Here is a 16,207-nt window from a genome sequence, read left to right on the forward strand (position 1 = left end):
GCGATCCGGAACCGAAACGGCATGCGCATTGCTGTCGGTTCTGGCACGATTGATGTCGGAACCGAACGGCCGATTTCAGTGACCCGGTTATCCACGCAAAATCGAAGAAGGAAAGCTCATGCCGACCTCAACCACGGTAGCGCGCGTCGCCCTCGCCGGCCTGCTGGGCGCAACACTAGCGCCGGTGCACGCGCAGACGCCCTCGCCGCTCGCTCAATGGCAGTACTCGGCTGGCATAACCCTGGAACAGATGTTCGAGCCGGACTTTCCGAAGTGGCGCATCAGAATCGGGCCATCCGTGAGTTTCCAGCCGCGCTATGACGGCGCGGACAGCTACGTCGTGGTCGCCGGCCCGACCATCGACATTCGCTACCGCGACCTCTTTTTTCTCTCGACCGGAGAGGGTCTCGGCGTCAACGTGCTGAGGGGGCCGAACTGGCGTGCCGGCATCGCGATTTCCTACGATCTGGGCAGGCGCGCCGCCGACGACATCGATCATTTGCACGGCATGGACAACATCAATCCGGCGCCGTCCGCCCACTTGTTCGGCGAATATGTCGTGTCGAAATCGTTTCCGCTCGTCTTGCGGGCGGACTTGCGGCGCGACATCGGCGGCGACGACGGATGGGTGGGCGACCTTGGCGCCTACCTTCCGATGCCCGGCAGCTCCGAGAAATTCACGTGGTTCGCGGGCCCCACCGTCGAGTTCGCCGACGGCCGCTACATGAACAGTTGGTTCGGCGTGAATGCGGCGCAATCGGCGCGCTCGGGCTACGCGCCGTACCATGCGTCCGCGGGCGTCAAGTCCGCGGGCCTCGGCGTCGCGGCGACCTGGATGCCGGCCAAGCACTGGTATGTGACCGGCAACGCGGCGTTCCAGCAACTGTTCGGATCGGCCGCGCGCAGTCCGCTGACGCAAAAGGCCGGGGAAACCGCCCTCGACTTCTCGATCGAATACGAATTCTGACCGCTGATGTAGGCCGTATCCGACAACGCCTCACGAAATCGCACAGCAATCGCGTCCCCCGCCGATTTCAAATCATGGCGCTTTGCACCACACTCGTGCCATGAATTCGCCTTCGCCCATTTCCGTCGTCAAAGTGCTCCTTGTCGAGGACTATGCGCCCATCCGTGCGCAACTCGAGCAATTGGTGCTGACGATCCCGGGCGCCACAATCGTCGGCACCGCCGACAATCCCGATGACGCGCTCGTTTTGATCGATACGACCCAACCTGATGTAGTCGTCGTCGATCTGCAGCTCAGGTCGGGCACGAGCGGGCTCACCGTACTCGAGTCGCTGCCTGAGCGCGCGCCGTCCGCGGTCGCGGTCGTATTGAGCAACCTCGTTTATCCGCAGATTCGGCAGGCTTGTTTCGACCTCGGCGCACGCTACGTGCTCGATAAAGCGGGAGAAGCGTTTCGCCTGCGCGAAGCGATTCTCGAGATCGCGGCGGGAAAGCGCCCGGCGTAGCCTCGAAGTCCCCTGGCAGGCTATTTGCGCGTTCGCGGCCAACGACGCGCATGAACGGAGCTTGCAGATGGCAAATGGGACCGATGCACCGGTTGGCGAACGGCGGCGACTCGGCGGCTGGCTGCCGCGAGCCGAAGATCAGGTCAGCGCATTCAGGGAGGACCTGGCCCGCCGCGCGCGCGATCGAGCACGCGACGCACCTCGGGCTCAGGTGGTGCGAGATCTCGCGACGCTGATTCAGAACGACGCGGTCTTGCGGATGAACCTGGTCCGCGCCATCGACGAAGCGATCGCGGCGGGCTACCGGCTCGGCTACTCGACGATCGACGAACTCATCGTCATCATCGATTACCTGATGACGTACGCGCCACCGTTCAGCGACTCAAGCCTCGTCCATTGTCCGCTCAACGCGGTGCTCGACTGGCCGATGTGCATGCCGAGCGGCTACGCGTTCTTTCGCGATCCGGCGCTCAACCTGCAACTGAAACGTGTCCTCAACGCATGGTGCGGCTTCCTGTGCGGGCCTCATTCGCGCATGCACCTGCATGAGCGCCCGCCGGACGGCTGGTTCAGCCGGGAAGCCGCCGAAAAGGTCGGCATCGATCAATTCGTATGCAGTCCTGACCAACCGTACCGGGGTTTCGCTTCGTGGAACGCGTTTTTCACGCGGCAGTTCAAATCGGGCGCGCGCCCGGTCGCTAGCCCGGAGGACGAGAAGCTCATCGTCAGCGCCTGCGAAGCATCGCCCTACGCGATCAGCGGCGGTGCCAACATCCACGACCGCTTTTGGATCAAATCGCAGCCGTATTCACTACAGGAAATGTTCACGCCGAGCCAACGCGAGCTCGCGCAGCGCTTCGCCGGAGGCTCGGTCTACCAGGCGTTTCTGAGCGCATACAACTACCATCGCTGGCACGCACCCGTCAGCGGCACGATTACGAAGGCATACCTCGTCGACGGCAGCTACTACTCGGCGCTCGAAGCGGAAGGCCCGGACCCGAACGGCCTCAACGATTCGCAAGGCTATACGACATCGATCGCCACGCGTGCCGTCATCGTCATCGATTGCGACGTCCCCGAGATCGGGGAAGTCGGTTGCGTCTTCGTCGGCATGGCGGAGGTATCGTCGTGCATCATCGACGCCATGCCGGGCCAACATGTCCGCAAGGGCGATGAACTCGGCTTCTTCCAATACGGCGGCTCGACGTATTGCCTTGTCTTCAAGGCGGACGTCATCGAGCGCTTCCTCGTCACGCCGCACGCCGGCGGCAAGGCGAAACCGGTCCACGTGAACGCGCCGATCGCACAGGCGCGATAGCGCGCCGCGCAGCCGTTTCGTGGGTACAGCGAACCAGGAAGGCCGCAGCCCCTGCGTTCTCGGCCACAATCCATAGATCATTGGCAATTGCCGCGTAGATCGCGCACAATCTGATGCGATGCGGCCGGCAATTGTTTCCGACAAGCGCCGGCTCCCGATTTCATCGAAGCCGTCGCGGCGTACCGCCGAGACCCATTCGCGCTACGCCCGAAACGCAATGCTTGCTGCCGGTTCTTCGACGTCGCCTGCCGCACCGCCGCCCGGCCGCGCTTCGGACGGCGTGTCCGCCCATCGCGGCGCGTGGCTCGCCGCGCTCGCGACTGCCGCGGTCGTCCTCGTCATCACCGCCGTTGCTGCTTCGCTCGTTCGAGCGCGCCTGCTCGATGCGGCGCAGGAACGCTTCGTGACTCAAGCCGCGCACGTCACGGCCGACCTGCGGCGCGAGCTCGTCATTTGCACCGAAGCGATGCGCGGCGCGAGTGGCTTCGTCGCATCGCAACAGTCGCTCGCGGGCGCCCCGCCTTCGGCCGACGCCTGGGATCGCTACATCGCCCGGCTCGCGCTCGAGGACGCACAGCCCTGCCTGCGCACGCTCGGCTTCGCCCAGGCGTCGGGCGATGCGTTCGCCGCGCCGCCACAAACGCCGATCGCGCGCCTCTCGCTCCTCTGGCCTCTGCACGCCAGCGCCGGCGCGGATGGCATCGGCACGGATCCCGAAACGCGCAATGCGCTGCTGCGCGCCGCCAATACCGCGCAGATCGCGCTGGCCGTGCGCCCGGCGCGCGATGAAGAGTCGTCGTCCGACGTCCCGCGCCCTCGCGTCGACGCATTCTTCCCCGTCTATCGCGACGCGCCGCCTCCACCGCAGCCCGCCGAGCGGCGCGCCTCGCTGGCCGGCTTCATCGTCGCGCGACTCGATACCGAGTACCTCTTCGCGAGCGTGGCCGCGCGCACGCCGCGCACGGACTTGGCAGTCGTGTCAGGCTCGCCGGCATGGGTTCTCTATCCCCCCGCGGAGACGCCCGCCAATTTGCCGCTGCCGGCACCTTCTTTTCGCCGCACGGACGCGTTGCGCTTCGGCGGCGAGACCTTCGCGCTCACTTATGCGACGCGCGACCCGTCGCTGACGGCGGCCGCCGAGTTCGGCACGAACGCATTCGTTGCGTCGGGTTGCGCCGCGGCACTCGCGGCGGGCGCCGGAGTATTTCTGTTCGGGCGCCGCCGCGTCGCGCCGTTCGCCGACGCCGGCGCGCGCACGAGGCGCTCGAGCTCGACGCCAATCGAAGCGCGGCTCATGGCCATCGTCCGGTCGTCGCCGGAAGCCATCATCACGATCGACGAAGCGCAGCGAATCGTTCTCTTCAATCCGATGGCCGAACAACTTTTCCGCTGCGCGGCGACGGAGGCGATCGGCGGGCCGATCGAGCGCTTCATCCCTGAGCGCTTTCGTGAAGCGCACAAAGCGCATATCGAGCAATTCGGAGCGACGGGGGCGGGCGATCGACGAATGGGCCGGCACCGCGTGTTGACCGGCTTGCGCGCCGATGGCGAGGAGTTTCCGATCGAGGCGTCGATCACGCAGTTCGCCGATGGCGAGGGGCGCAAGTTCTATACGGTCATGCTGCATGATGCGACGGCGCGCGTCGAAGCCGAAAACGAGCTCAAGGAATCGCGCGAGGCGCTGCGCAAGCTTTCGGCGAACTTGCAAACCGTGCGCGAGGACGAAAAGACGCGCATCGCCCGCGAACTGCACGACGATCTCGGGCAACAGCTCACCGCGTTGAAAATGGACCTCTCCTCGGCGCAGCAAACGCTCGAGGGCACGCCCGGCGTCGCGCCATCCGCCCTCGCTCAGCTGCAGAGCATGCGCCGGCTCATCGATTCCACGGTCGCGTCTGCCCGTCGAATTGCCGCCGATTTGCGGCCGGTCATGCTCGACGATCTCGGACTGCGCCCCGCGATCGAATGGTTGATCAACGATTTCACGACACGCTACGGTATCGAAGTCGAGCGCCGGATCGAGCCGGCCGCCGTCGACTTTTCGCGCGAGGGCGCGACGGCGCTCTTTCGCATCGTCCAGGAAGCGCTGACGAACGTCGCGCTGCATGCGGAAGCGAAGCACGTCAGCGTCGCCCTTGCCGTCGAAAGCGACCGATGCTTATTGCGGGTGGCGGACGACGGGCGCGGCGCAACGACGGAGGAAGTCGAAGGACGCGCGGGAAATTCCTTCGGACTCCTTGGCATTCGGGAACGGGTTCACTTATTGGGCGGCACGGTATCGATCGAAACGGCCGCCCACCGCGGTTTCATCCTCACCGTCACGCTGCCGCTTGCGGCAATACAACAGGAAGAGGCCTTGCCATGACCAAAGTGCTATTGGCTGACGACCACACGCTCGTGCGCGATGGTCTGCGGCACATCCTGCAAGGCACGAGCGGCTTCGAGGTCGCCGGGGAAGCCCACGACGGACCAAGCACGGTCGCGCTCGTGCGAGGCACGCCGGCGGACGTGCTCGTGCTCGATCTTTCGATGCCGGGACCGCGCAACGGCGTCGAGCTCCTCAAGCAGATCAAGGACGAGATCCCCACATTACGGATTCTCGTCCTCACGATGCATGCCGAACAGCAATATGCCGTGCGCGCGTTCAAGGCGGGGGCATCGGGATATTTGACAAAGGAAAGCGCGAGCACCGAGCTGGTCTCCGCCGTAACAAAGGTCGCGGCGGGTGGCGTGTACGTCAGCCTGTCGATGGCCGAGCGGCTTGCTCAAAGCCTCAATGAGCCGACCGATATGGCGCCGCATCAGCGGTTGTCCGATCGCGAGTTCGAAGTGTTCCGGCGCATCGCCTCCGGCCAGACGATTACGGAAATCGCGAACGAGCTCTGCGTGAGCGCCAAAACGGTAAGCACATACAAAACGCGGATTCTCGAAAAGATGCAGATGCCACATGAGGCGGCGCTGGTCCGCTATGCGATCCAGCATAAGCTCTTCGACGACGGCGATCAGGTCTAGACGGGACGGCGGCGTATCACTCGTCCAGGCCCAGGACCGCCCGGCGCTGAGCGCCTGGAGGCTGTAGGAAACGCCCTACAAGGCGCTTCTCCAACGCCTACGTAATTTTCGTGTGCGGTCCGATATTCACGAAGCCGGGCGATGATGATACTCAGCGCATGAGTTCGCCCATCTCGTCCCTGTTGAGGGTTTTCGTCGTCGACGATTCCACGCTCGTCCGCCAGCGCCTTGCCGCCCGCATCGAACCGCCGGCGGGCGAAGCGCTCGTCGTCGGCGAAGCGGAAGACGTCGAAACGGCATTGCGTGGCATCGAGGCCAGCGAACCTGAGGTGGTCATCGTCGACTTGCGGCTTACGGGCTGCCACGGCATCGACCTGCTCCATGCGCTGCGCGACCGGACCGATTCGATCGTCACGATCGTGCTCACGAACTACGCGACCGCTGTGTTCCGCAAGGCGAGCTTCTCGGCGGGCGCCGATTATTTCTTCGATAAAACAACCGAATTCGATCTCGCGATGGAGACGATCGCCCGCCTTGCGCGCGAAAAGCGCGAAGGAGAGCCCGGTTAGGCTCGAATGCAATACGCGGCGGCCGTCGGCGCAGGCCGTCCGGATCGAATGCAGTAGGCCGCTGGCGATGGCCCAACCGCTTGCCTGATGCAATATGCGGCTGACGACATATCCGTCGTCTGCTTGATGCAATAGGCCGCTGCCGACATATCCGCCATTTGCTTGATGCAATACGCTGCAGACGACATATCCGCTGTTTGCTTGATGCAATACCCCGCCGAGGACGCATCCGCCGTTTGCTTGATGCAATATGCCGCGGACGACATATCCGCCGCTTGCTTGATGCAATAGGCCGCCGAGGCCGCATCCACCGTTTGTCGAATGCAATATGCCGCCGACGCGCCGTTCTCCTCGGCGCGAATGCAGTAGGCGGCCGTCGCGCCTTCCGCGGACCGAATGCAATATGCGGGCGCCTCGGCGGCCGTACCGAACTCACGCATGAAAAGCGCATGGCTGCTCCGCGCCGCGTCCGCAAGACGCGCTTCGTCTTGCGGCCCGTCGATCCCGATATACGGGTCGTGATGCACCATATAGCCGAAGATTCGCTCACAGTCGGCGCCATAGCGCTGCGTATCGAGGATATGCATATGCCAGAATTCGTCGACGGCCTCGCTCGGAACGACCGGCGCGTCGGGATATTTGGCGATGATCTTCAGAAATTGTCGATAGCCCGCCTCGGCACGCGCGATGTCGTGTTCCGTCACCGCCCCGCGATGCTTGTGGAGCAGCTTCGATTTGATCCTCTCGAAGTCCAGTTCCTCGATGGCATTCCACATGGCCGTCGTGTCGTTTTTTCTTTCCTGCATGGTCCGTCTCCGTCTCAGCTATGAATCGAATGTCCGGAGCCCGAACCCCGCACATCCGTGCAATGAGGCAGCGACGCCGCGCCGCGCCCCGGTTGAACCGGTCGATCGAGGAAGATCCTCATATCGCCGGCGGATAAGGGGCGGCTGAAAAAGTACCCCTGTACCTCATCGCACCCCTCCTTGCGAAGGAAGTCGATATGCGACTGTGTTTCGGCGCCTTCAGCAATGACTGTCAGCCCGAGGCTGTGTCCCAGTGCAATGACAGCGCTCGTGATCTGCGCATCGCTATGGCTTTCGGGCAGATGCCGAATGAACGAGCGATCGATCTTCACGATATCGATCGGGAATCGGTTCAAGTACGCGAGGGACGAGTAACCGGTGCCGAAGTCGTCGATCGAAAGGCGCCCGCCCGTCTTCTTGATCGCGGAGAGCAAGTGAACCGCCTGCTCGGGATGGCGCATAATCACGCTCTCGGTCAGCTCGAGCTCGAGCAGGTGGCCCGGCAGCCGCGCGTCTTCGAGCGCTTCGAGAATAGTCTCGCGCAGGCGCGTATCGGCGAACTGCCGGGCCGAAAGATTGACGGCCACGTGAATGTCGCCGAGCCCGCCTGCTCGCCATTCCGCCGCCTGGCGGCACGCTTCGCGCAGCACCCATGCGCCGATCGATACGATGTCTCCGGTCTCTTCGGCGAGCGGAATGAAATCGGCCGGCATGACGAGTCCCAGCTTCGGACTGTTCCAGCGAATGAGCGCTTCCGCGCCGGTGCAGTGATTCGTGCGCAAATCCACGCGTGGCTGATAGAACAGCGTGAACTCGTGGTTCTCGACAGCCTGCCGCAGACACGACTCCATTTCGACGCGTTGCTGCAGCGACATGCTCATTTGGCGCGCGTACCTCTGGAACGTGTTCTTGCCCCGCTGTTTCGCGCCGTACATCGCGAGATCGGCGTTCTTCAGCAGCGTCTGCGCATCGCTGCCATCCTCCGGGAACGAACTCACGCCGATGCTTGCACTCGCCTGCAACTGCATCCCGCATACGGAGAACGGGTCCGCCAGCGCGGCCTGAATGACGTCGATGGTCTGCCGCAAATGCGCCGCGCCATCGCCACGGTCCTCGAGGAGCACGATGAATTCGTCGCCGCCGAGGCGCGCGATCATATTGGCTTCCGGCACGCGCTCGCCGAGACGCTCGGCGACGGCGCGCAGCATCTGATCGCCGATGTTGTGGCCTAGCGAGTCGTTGATGTCCTTGAAGCGGTCGAGGTCGATGAAGAGCACGTGAAGCGCCGTCTTTTCCGCATGAGCGCGCGACAGTGAATCCTCGAGGTGCGACTTGAACATCAGCCTGTTGGGCAATCCCGTGAGCGCGTCATGGTTGGCGAGAAACTGCAGATTGCATTCGGCCATGCGGCGTTGCAGGAAATGGCTCATCTGGCTTGCGATGGAGCTTGCCATCGCAAGCGCCTGAGGCTCGACGTGGCGCCGTTCGCGCGAATAGAATTCCGCCACGCCGAGCAGTTCCTTGCCCGTATGCAGCGGGAACGAGAACGTCGTGACAATCCCGGACGCGGGAAGCCGCGGCGAAGTGGCGCGTGACGTGGACCAGCGCGGAGCGATGGGCGCGTCGTCGATCAGCGGCTTGAGGCTCTGCGCGCGCAGACGCTGTTCGAGCGCAGCGACGGATGTCGAGTACACGGGATGGAGCAACTGCTGACGGCCCCCCTGCGTCGGCCAGAACCCGCCCGCGTCCCAATTCATGCCGCTCGTCAACAACGTGACGAGCCCGGCGAATACGTCCGTGTCGTTGGTGGCGGTGGCGAGTTGAAGCGTGAACGCGTGCTCCAGCTCGCGAGCGCGGTCGATCGATTTCTGCTTCGTTACCTCCAGGGCGGTGCCGCGCAGCCAACCGCTGCCCGGCTCGCCGCACGCATGACCGATGATGCGCAGCCACCCGCGCCTGCCGCGTAACGACCGGTAGCGGCATTCGAGCTCGAACGGCTCCCGCGTCTCGAGTGTCCGCTTGAGGTGACTCAGTAGCGCGGGGCGATCGACGCATTCGATCGCCCGTGCCAGCATCTTCACGGTGGGTGACCCGCGTCTCAAACCGACGAGGCGCGCCATCTCGTTGGAAACATGTGCGGCGCCGTTGCCTAGATTGACACGCCAGTCTCCCAAATGCGCGATCCGTTGCGCTTCGGCTCGCGCCCTTTCGCTTTCACGCAAACCGGCCGTCATATCGGCGGCCACTTTCAGCGCACGCGAGCGCGAGCTGGACAGCGCGTACGCGAGACTCGCCAACAGCAGACTAATGACCAGCCCGGAGAGCAGAGCGACGTTCGGCAGATAGCGCTGCGAGCCCATCAATGCCGCAGGCTGCGCTGAAAATACGATGACCCAGCGCCGCCCCGCGAATTGCTGCATCGTGCTGCGTGTGAACGGTGGGCTCGTCGATGCACCGCGAACGGCTGCACGCCGCCCACCATTGCCGTTGCGCCTCTCGGAATCGACGTGTGTTTCGCCTCCGCTCGCCGCGGCAGCAGAGCTCACCGATACTCCGCCGACGCTGTCGTAAAGCATGCGGGAATTCGAAGGTTCGACCTGGCGGCCGTAGACGCTTCCTGCATCGTAAATGCGGTATCTCAGCGCGAGTAACGTCTCGGCGCTCAAGAGCCCAGCCATCATGTCGTTCACTCTGATGCCGGCACCGACCGAGCCGACATAGGCGCGGCGACGCTCGTCCACCGTTGCCGTCGGCATCCCCCTGCGGTAGACGGGCAGACGCATCGCAAGACCGACGTACTCGGCGCCGCGCTCGGCGTAGATCAAGCGACCGCTGCTGACCGCTTCACCCGTATCGCGCAATGTTTGTAAAGCGTTGCCGCGATCCGGCAGTGCATCCAGATCGACCCCGAGCGACGCCGTGTTACGGTCGAGCGGCTCGACGTAAGTCAGTATTTCGTGCATCGCGCGCTGAGCGCGCGGATGCACGGTGAATTCGACTCCCGCGCTTTGCAACGCTGGATCGATACGCTGCCGCGCGACAAATGCGTCCAGATCGGTGTCGCGCAGATAGAACGCGCAATTGAGCGTCTGAAAGCCCGGATACCGCCCCGGCAAATCGAGCCCAGACACGAAGTCGCGGAATTCGCTCCTTTTCACCTCGTTGTCGGCGCTCATCAATGCACGCATCGTCACGAGCACGTCCGAATAAAGTCGAACACGCGTCGCAATCTGCTGCTCGACGCTGCGCGAATCGTTTTCAAAACGAAGCCGCGCCTCACGCTCGACGAATCCGCCAAGCAGCGAATGAACCGTCAGCGTCGCGGCAAGACCGAGCAGCAGAGCGGCCAATGCCAACCCACCCGCGTAGTATTGGCCGAGCAAACGTCGAATTAGGTCGATGCTCGCGCGCACTCCAGTCTGCACGCGATGCCATCGCGCCGCGAAGCGACGACCGGAATCGGTCGTCATAAAAGTGTGCACTGAGCCAAATCGCTCGATACCGCGCAGCAGATGCTCGTTTGCCCAGGAAACCATTTTCGGCCCATCATTTGAAATCCGGCATGAAAAAAACCGGTTTCAGCAAAAATAATTGCGCGTATTTTTTACAACAAACCCCCCTCGACTCGCCGCACATGATGCGCCGGAGAGCTCGAAAAGCAACCAAATCCGTATGTTCTGAGGATAACGTTTTCGCGTACCCTTTCAACCTAGCAAAACCCTATCAACGCAAACCCGAAAATATCGTATCAATCGGATTTGAAAGTTAACCTAGATCAAAAAAGTCGCGGATATCCAATTCGACTGCCGTGCTGCAACGCCGCTAAAACGCGTGCCTCATCCCCAGCGTAACGACCGTCTGGCTGTTCGACGACGAGGCGGGCACCCCGAACAGCTCGGCCTGCACCCCTGAACTCGCGTGTAAATAGACTGCGTTCAGATAAATATCCGTTCGCTTCGAGAGCAAATAGTCGGCGCCGCCCACGAACTGGTTCCATCCTTTGCCTGCCAGTGTGGAGTGCGCATAGCTTCCCGCAAGCGAGAGCGCGTAATTGATCGAATATCTGACACCGCCTTCGGCCGTTCGCAGCGTTGCGCTTGCACCGTTTTGGCGCAGATCGACCATCGTATAGAGCGCGTGAACGAGGGCCGGCCCGAGTTGATAACTGGCGCCGATACCCGATCCCGTCAGCTTGTCGAACGTCTGGAAACGCCGAAGCAATCCTTGCGACGACGTTCCGACGAGCGGCGCCCCGAGCACCGTCGTGCCGATTCCGAATACCGCCGTGTAGTCGTGAATTTCGGTATAAGCTGCGCCGGCTCTGAATGCGCCCATGACATAGGATGCGCCGAAAGCGGCCGCGCTATGCGAGGAGAAATTACCGGGCTGTCCGCCCAATGCGTAGAGTGCGCCGAGCTGAAAGCCGGCAAATTCCGGCGTGACATATCGGACGGCGTTATCGATACGCTCCGCACCTAGACGATCGAGATCGCCCAGATGAAACGCGAAGACGGACGGCGTCAACGTTCCCGACGAAAAAACCGTCAGGTTGGTTGTCATAAAATCGTACTGCCGGCCGAGTGTCAACGTTCCGAAGCGATCGCTTGCGATCCCCACGAACGCCTGCCGGCCGAATTCGAGTCCGCCTTGTGAAAATCGGCCATCATTGAGAGTGAAACCGTTTTCAAGCCGGAATATCGCGCGGTTTCCGCCTCCGAGTTCTTCCGAACCGCGTAAGCCCCAGCGGTCCGACTGCGCGACACCACTCGTCTGAAACCAGCTATGAGCACCGGCTATGTTCGTGGCATAAGCAACACCGCCGTCGACAATGCCGTAAATCTGAAGCAAATCCTCGGCGTGAGCATAGCTTGTCGACGCGCAAAGCATGGCACAGATCGTCCACTGCTTCATGACCGACCCCCAAGTCGTGCTGTTGTTCGTTTTCGAGCGGCGCCATTGCAGCCGGACGTCACGCACGCTTGGCGTTAAGCATAGGCGATTCTCACCCGTGCTGAAATTGACAATTGTCAAAAAAAAAAGCCTGCCTCACGAGTCAGCAGGAATCAGTTCCAGTTCACACGCCTATGCTATGGAAGGCTTATCGCAAATGAAATCGAGGAAGGTTCTGACTTTCGACGACAAGTATTTTCGATTCTGGTAGACGCCATATAGCTGGGTGCCGAAGAGCCGATAGTCGGGCATCAGCACCTCCAGGCGGCCCGCCTCGAGGTCGCGCGCGACGAGGCACTTAGGCAAGAACGCGACACCCATGCCTTCGAGGGCGGCGAGTCTCAGCAGCGATTCGTTGTTGCTTTGGAGGACCGGCTCGAATTTGACCGTTTCCACACCGTCAGGACCTTCCACGTCGAAGCCGTTGCCGGCCGGCAGCAGCGAATACGAGAGCACCGCGTGATCGCCGAGCTCCGTGGCGCGCGTGGGGCGTCCCGCCCGGCGCAGATAGTCGGGCGCCGCAACGACATGGAAGGTGACCGGTGCGATCGGCCGCGCAATGAGCGTCTGGCTCAAAGAGCCCGGGTTCGTCGCACGCAGTGCCAGATCGACGCCCTCCTCGACCAAGTTCACAAACCGACCGGACAGATCGACGTCGAGCCGCACGCCGGGGTAACGCTGGCGATACTCGTTCAGGATGCCTATGAAGCCCGGATTCGCCATCCAGACCGGCGCGCTGACGCGCAACGTGCCGCGCGGCGCGGCGCTTGCCTTCGCCACGGCCGATTCGATGTCCTCCAGATCATCGAGCATTTGTCGCGCATGCTCGAAATAGACGGCGCCCGGCTCAGTGAGGCTCAGGTGCCGGCTCGTCCGATTGAGCAGCAGCGTGCCGAGGCGCTGCTCGAGATGCATGACGTGCTTGCTGGCCATCGCCGGCGACATGTCGAGCCTGCGGGCCGCGGCGGCAAAGCTCTTCAGCTCGACCGCGAGACGAAACACCTGCATGCTCGTGAGGGTATCCATCCAATCGTCAACCAGCAGTAAATGATGGATCAATCATAGCCGAGTTGATTGATCATTCCGGCGACCGTATCGTTTGCGCTGGCTTCGACGGCATGCGTTTTATTCGGTGTCCTTAGTGTTTTTCTGCTTATGACGCGATTCGGTGCCGTCGTCTTTCTCGAACTCCATTGCTTCAAGCGTCGGTATCGCCATGATCAACCCAAAGACCGCACCGTTCGCCTCGCTGCTATTGCGCGTGAGCCTCGGCATCCTCTTCCTCGCACACGTCGGCCTGAAGCTGTTCGTGTTCTCGATCCCCGGTTTCGTCGGCTTCTTCGCATCGCTGGGCTTGCCCGCGATTGCGGCTTACTTGACGATCGTGCTCGAGGTCGTCGGCGGCATCGCCTTGATTCTCGGTATTTATGCGTCGTGGATCGCGCTGCCGCTCGCGGCTGAAATGCTCGGCACCATCGTGATGGTGCACGGCGCGAATGGGTGGCTCTTCACGAACAAGGGCGGCGGATGGGAATATCCGGCATTTTGGGCCGTCGCGCTCGTCGTGCTTTTCCTGCTCGGCGATGGCGCTTATGCGCTGCGGCCGGCTCCGAGCAAGGGGTAGCGTACCGGCGGGGTGTACATCAGCTTCTACGTCACGACGCCCCAATCGTTCTTTTGAGCGCCGCAAAGAACATTTCGGATTGCAGCCGCTCGCCTTGCATCTGGCGCGGATGAGGCCGACTCAGTCCAAGCCCATTTGCGAGCGGCCCAAGGCAGTTAGGTCCTCGGCCGTTGCGCGACCGACGAAGTCGGTTTCGAAATGGTCGGCCGGAAAGTCGGGCGGACTCTTCCCTTCAAGGAAGCTCGGCAATTGGCGCTCGAGGTATGCGTCGTTTTTAGCGCACGACGGCAGCGAAGCGATGTACATGACATTGCTGTAGCCTTTGCCGCGATGCGCATCTTCGACGGCATGGATGACGTCACTGTGCCAGAAGACGGTGTCGCCCGCCTGCATCGGGGGAATGGACGAGAGGGCGCGAAACAACGGAGCGTGATATTCCTCCTTGAGAGAGAGCGCCCTGCCCGGCATCGCGCCGCACAGGTCGTCATCGGCGACGTCGTCTTGCAGCGCGCGCATGAGAATGTAGACCATCGAGTTCGCGATAGGCACCAGTTGAAGCGTGCCGTCGCCAGGGCCTTGCGGAGTGAGTGCGGTCCATCCCTGGAAAGTCCGGAACATCGAGCAGACCGCCGGCGAAGGAATCTCTTCGACCTCGGTTCGCCATGCCGCGTCGAACGGGTCGTAGTCGCGCCAGTTGCCGGAGAACACGTGCCGGTAGACCTTGCGGAAATTGGGCTCGATCCAGCGCTCGACCGAACCGCCGTCGCAATGCGCGGAGAGCCCGAGCGATTCCGAGCCCGGCGGCCGGCGGCGCAACCGGTCGGCGTAAACGGGAACATGATTCGGGTCGAAGTGAACGCGGTCTTCACTTTCCGCCTTCCATAACCTGTTCAGGAACACGCGCGCCAGAGTGAGCGCCTCGGACTGGCGTGCCATCACTTGCGGTTTCGACCAATACACGCCGTAAATCTGCGGCTTGCTCGACGCCAGCTGACCGAAATACCTGTCCTCTGCTCGGTTGAGCAGCTTCGCATCGAGATTGTTTTGCTCGACATATCGGGCGATGTCGTCGTCCCACTGCTCGACGAGCGAGCGGTCGAAGACATTGCGAATAACGCAGGCGCCCCGCGCCTTGACAAGCGCGATCTCGTCCGCGGTTACGCGATTGTGAACGATGTCGTCGAACCGGATTTCGGGAATGACGGCTTCACCTTCATCGCGAAGTGTCGCAATGCGCTCGGCCTCATCGATCATCGCCGCCTCGATGTCTGCGAAGACTTCTTTAAAGTTGGGTAACTGCTCACGCAGTTCGCGCTTCGTCCGCCTGATTGCAGCCGAGAGGTCGTCGATTTGCAGGGCCATCGCATCGTCTCCATATCGTGATTGCTGACCCGAAAAGCGTACGACGGCGATGCCTCGGATAGTGATACGATCGAGCCAATCCTTTTGCAATTCCGGACATGAAAGCCGCCTACGAGCACGTCCAATTCGGCGAAAGCTGTTCGGTCAGGGTTTACCATCGGCGCCTGACGCGGATTCCGTTCGAGTGGCATCACCACCCGGAGTACGAGCTAACCCTGACGATGAACAGCCGTGGGAAGCGTTACATAGGCGATTCCGTCGCGGGCTACGGCGATGACGACCTGGTGCTGGTTCCACCGGATCTCCCACATACTTGGTCGTCGAATCGCTCTATCGATCCGGCGGAGCCGCAAGTCGCCATCGTCGTATGGTTTGGCGGCTCATGGGTGCGGCGACTGGCTGATTTGTGCCCGGAATACGCAGACCTGCGCAACCTGCTGCGACGAGCCGCATGCGGCTTGGTCTTCCCCGAAGGTGCCGGTACCCGGATGCGCACGCAACTCGATCGGCTGCTTTCCACCGATGCGCGAGAGAGGCTGGCGGCAGTGCTGGACATCCTCGTCTGGTTGTCGGACTTGCCCGCCGAACCTCTGGCGTCGCCGAGCGCTTTCGAAACGCGCGTCGGTACTGTTCGCGGTTACGAGCCGGAACAGCTCAACCGAGTCCTTTCATTGATCGACACCCAGTTCGCGCGGCCATTGAAACTCTCCGCACTCGCGAAGGCGGCGGGATTGTCGGAACGCACGCTGACGAGACACTTCACGCGGCACTTGGGCGAAAGCGTCGGGCAGTACATCGCCCGCGTCCGAATCGGTCACGCCTGCCGCATGTTGACCGATACGGAGATGCCGATATCCGTTGTCGCCGCTCGGTCAGGTTTTCACAGCGTAGCCAACTTCAACAGGCAGTTCAAAGCGACGAAGGAGATGACACCCGCGGCATACCGGCAGCAGTTCAAAGGCTCGCGGTTCGATTCATCACCGCCACTTACGGAGCGCTCGCCATCTCTCGAAGTCAAGCGGAAGGCGGCAAGCAGTACTCGGTCTAACGCAAAAGCGCTCGCTTCATGATGCGCTGTCTGATGCGAGCCAGCG

13 protein-coding genes are annotated in these 16,207 nt (G+C 62.3%); 8 read left to right on the forward strand and 5 right to left on the reverse strand.

Going from position 1 to position 16,207, the window contains the following annotated elements:
• Positions 1 to 118: 118 nt before the first annotated feature.
• The 6 genes from C9I57_RS01615 to C9I57_RS01640 all read left to right on the forward strand — a co-directional run bounded on the left by C9I57_RS01615 (position 119) and on the right by C9I57_RS01640 (position 6,371).
• Positions 119 to 967 carry a MipA/OmpV family protein gene (locus tag C9I57_RS01615; protein ID WP_107148892.1) on the forward strand — a complete coding sequence of 283 codons (849 nt, stop codon included), beginning with the start codon at positions 119 to 121 and terminating at the stop codon, positions 965 to 967.
• 100 nt (positions 968 to 1,067) lie between these two features.
• Positions 1,068 to 1,472: a response regulator gene (locus C9I57_RS01620; protein ID WP_107148893.1), complete on the forward strand. Its 405-nt coding sequence runs from the start codon at positions 1,068 to 1,070 to the stop codon at positions 1,470 to 1,472.
• 67 nt (positions 1,473 to 1,539) lie between these two features.
• On the forward strand, positions 1,540 to 2,790 hold the full coding sequence (locus tag C9I57_RS01625) for a phosphatidylserine decarboxylase family protein (RefSeq protein WP_107148894.1): 1,251 nt from the start codon (positions 1,540 to 1,542) through the stop codon (positions 2,788 to 2,790).
• A gap of 217 nt (positions 2,791 to 3,007) precedes the next feature.
• The gene (locus C9I57_RS01630) at positions 3,008 to 5,155 is read left to right on the forward strand and encodes a sensor histidine kinase (RefSeq protein WP_107149237.1); all 2,148 of its coding nucleotides are present in this window, start codon (positions 3,008 to 3,010) and stop codon (positions 5,153 to 5,155) included.
• Positions 5,152 to 5,802: a response regulator gene (locus C9I57_RS01635; RefSeq protein ID WP_107148895.1), complete on the forward strand. Its 651-nt coding sequence runs from the start codon at positions 5,152 to 5,154 to the stop codon at positions 5,800 to 5,802. Before C9I57_RS01630 ends, C9I57_RS01635 begins: the two co-directional genes overlap by 4 nt.
• Before the next feature lie 158 nt (positions 5,803 to 5,960).
• Positions 5,961 to 6,371 (forward strand): response regulator, encoded by a 411-nt coding sequence (locus C9I57_RS01640; protein ID WP_107148896.1) that lies wholly within the window; start codon positions 5,961 to 5,963, stop codon positions 6,369 to 6,371.
• Here C9I57_RS01640 and C9I57_RS01645 read toward each other — a convergent pair.
• From C9I57_RS01645 to C9I57_RS01660, 4 genes are all read right to left on the reverse strand, one after another.
• Positions 6,368 to 7,177 carry a glycine-rich domain-containing protein gene (locus C9I57_RS01645; protein WP_258187447.1) on the reverse strand — a complete coding sequence of 270 codons (810 nt, stop codon included), beginning with the start codon at positions 7,175 to 7,177 and terminating at the stop codon, positions 6,368 to 6,370. The genes C9I57_RS01640 and C9I57_RS01645 overlap by 4 nt on opposite strands.
• Before the next feature lie 14 nt (positions 7,178 to 7,191).
• The gene (locus C9I57_RS01650; RefSeq protein WP_107148897.1) at positions 7,192 to 10,713 is read right to left on the reverse strand and encodes a bifunctional diguanylate cyclase/phosphodiesterase; all 3,522 of its coding nucleotides are present in this window, start codon (positions 10,711 to 10,713) and stop codon (positions 7,192 to 7,194) included.
• Positions 10,714 to 10,999: 286 nt separating this feature from the next.
• Positions 11,000 to 12,088: a porin gene (locus tag C9I57_RS01655; RefSeq protein WP_107148898.1), complete on the reverse strand. Its 1,089-nt coding sequence runs from the start codon at positions 12,086 to 12,088 to the stop codon at positions 11,000 to 11,002.
• A gap of 171 nt (positions 12,089 to 12,259) precedes the next feature.
• Positions 12,260 to 13,153, reverse strand: coding sequence for a LysR family transcriptional regulator (locus tag C9I57_RS01660; RefSeq protein ID WP_107148899.1), 894 nt, complete (start codon positions 13,151 to 13,153; stop codon positions 12,260 to 12,262).
• A 190-nt stretch (positions 13,154 to 13,343) separates the two neighbouring features.
• Here C9I57_RS01660 and C9I57_RS01665 point away from each other — a divergent pair, with 190 nt between their 5' ends.
• Positions 13,344 to 13,751: a DoxX family protein gene (locus C9I57_RS01665; protein ID WP_107148900.1), complete on the forward strand. Its 408-nt coding sequence runs from the start codon at positions 13,344 to 13,346 to the stop codon at positions 13,749 to 13,751.
• 120 nt (positions 13,752 to 13,871) lie between these two features.
• Here the strand turns inward: C9I57_RS01665 and C9I57_RS01670 are convergent, their stop codons facing one another.
• Positions 13,872 to 15,113, reverse strand: a complete 1,242-nt coding sequence (locus tag C9I57_RS01670) for a DUF1479 domain-containing protein (protein ID WP_107148901.1) — start codon at positions 15,111 to 15,113, stop codon at positions 13,872 to 13,874.
• 98 nt (positions 15,114 to 15,211) lie between these two features.
• On the opposite strand from C9I57_RS01670, the gene C9I57_RS01675 reads away from it, so the two are divergent.
• Positions 15,212 to 16,183 carry a helix-turn-helix domain-containing protein gene (locus C9I57_RS01675; RefSeq protein ID WP_107148902.1) on the forward strand — a complete coding sequence of 324 codons (972 nt, stop codon included), beginning with the start codon at positions 15,212 to 15,214 and terminating at the stop codon, positions 16,181 to 16,183.
• Positions 16,184 to 16,207: the final 24 nt, after the last annotated feature.

Origin of the sequence: Trinickia symbiotica, from assembly GCF_003028655.1 — a bacterium.
Taxonomy (GTDB): domain Bacteria; phylum Pseudomonadota; class Gammaproteobacteria; order Burkholderiales; family Burkholderiaceae; genus Trinickia; species Trinickia symbiotica_A.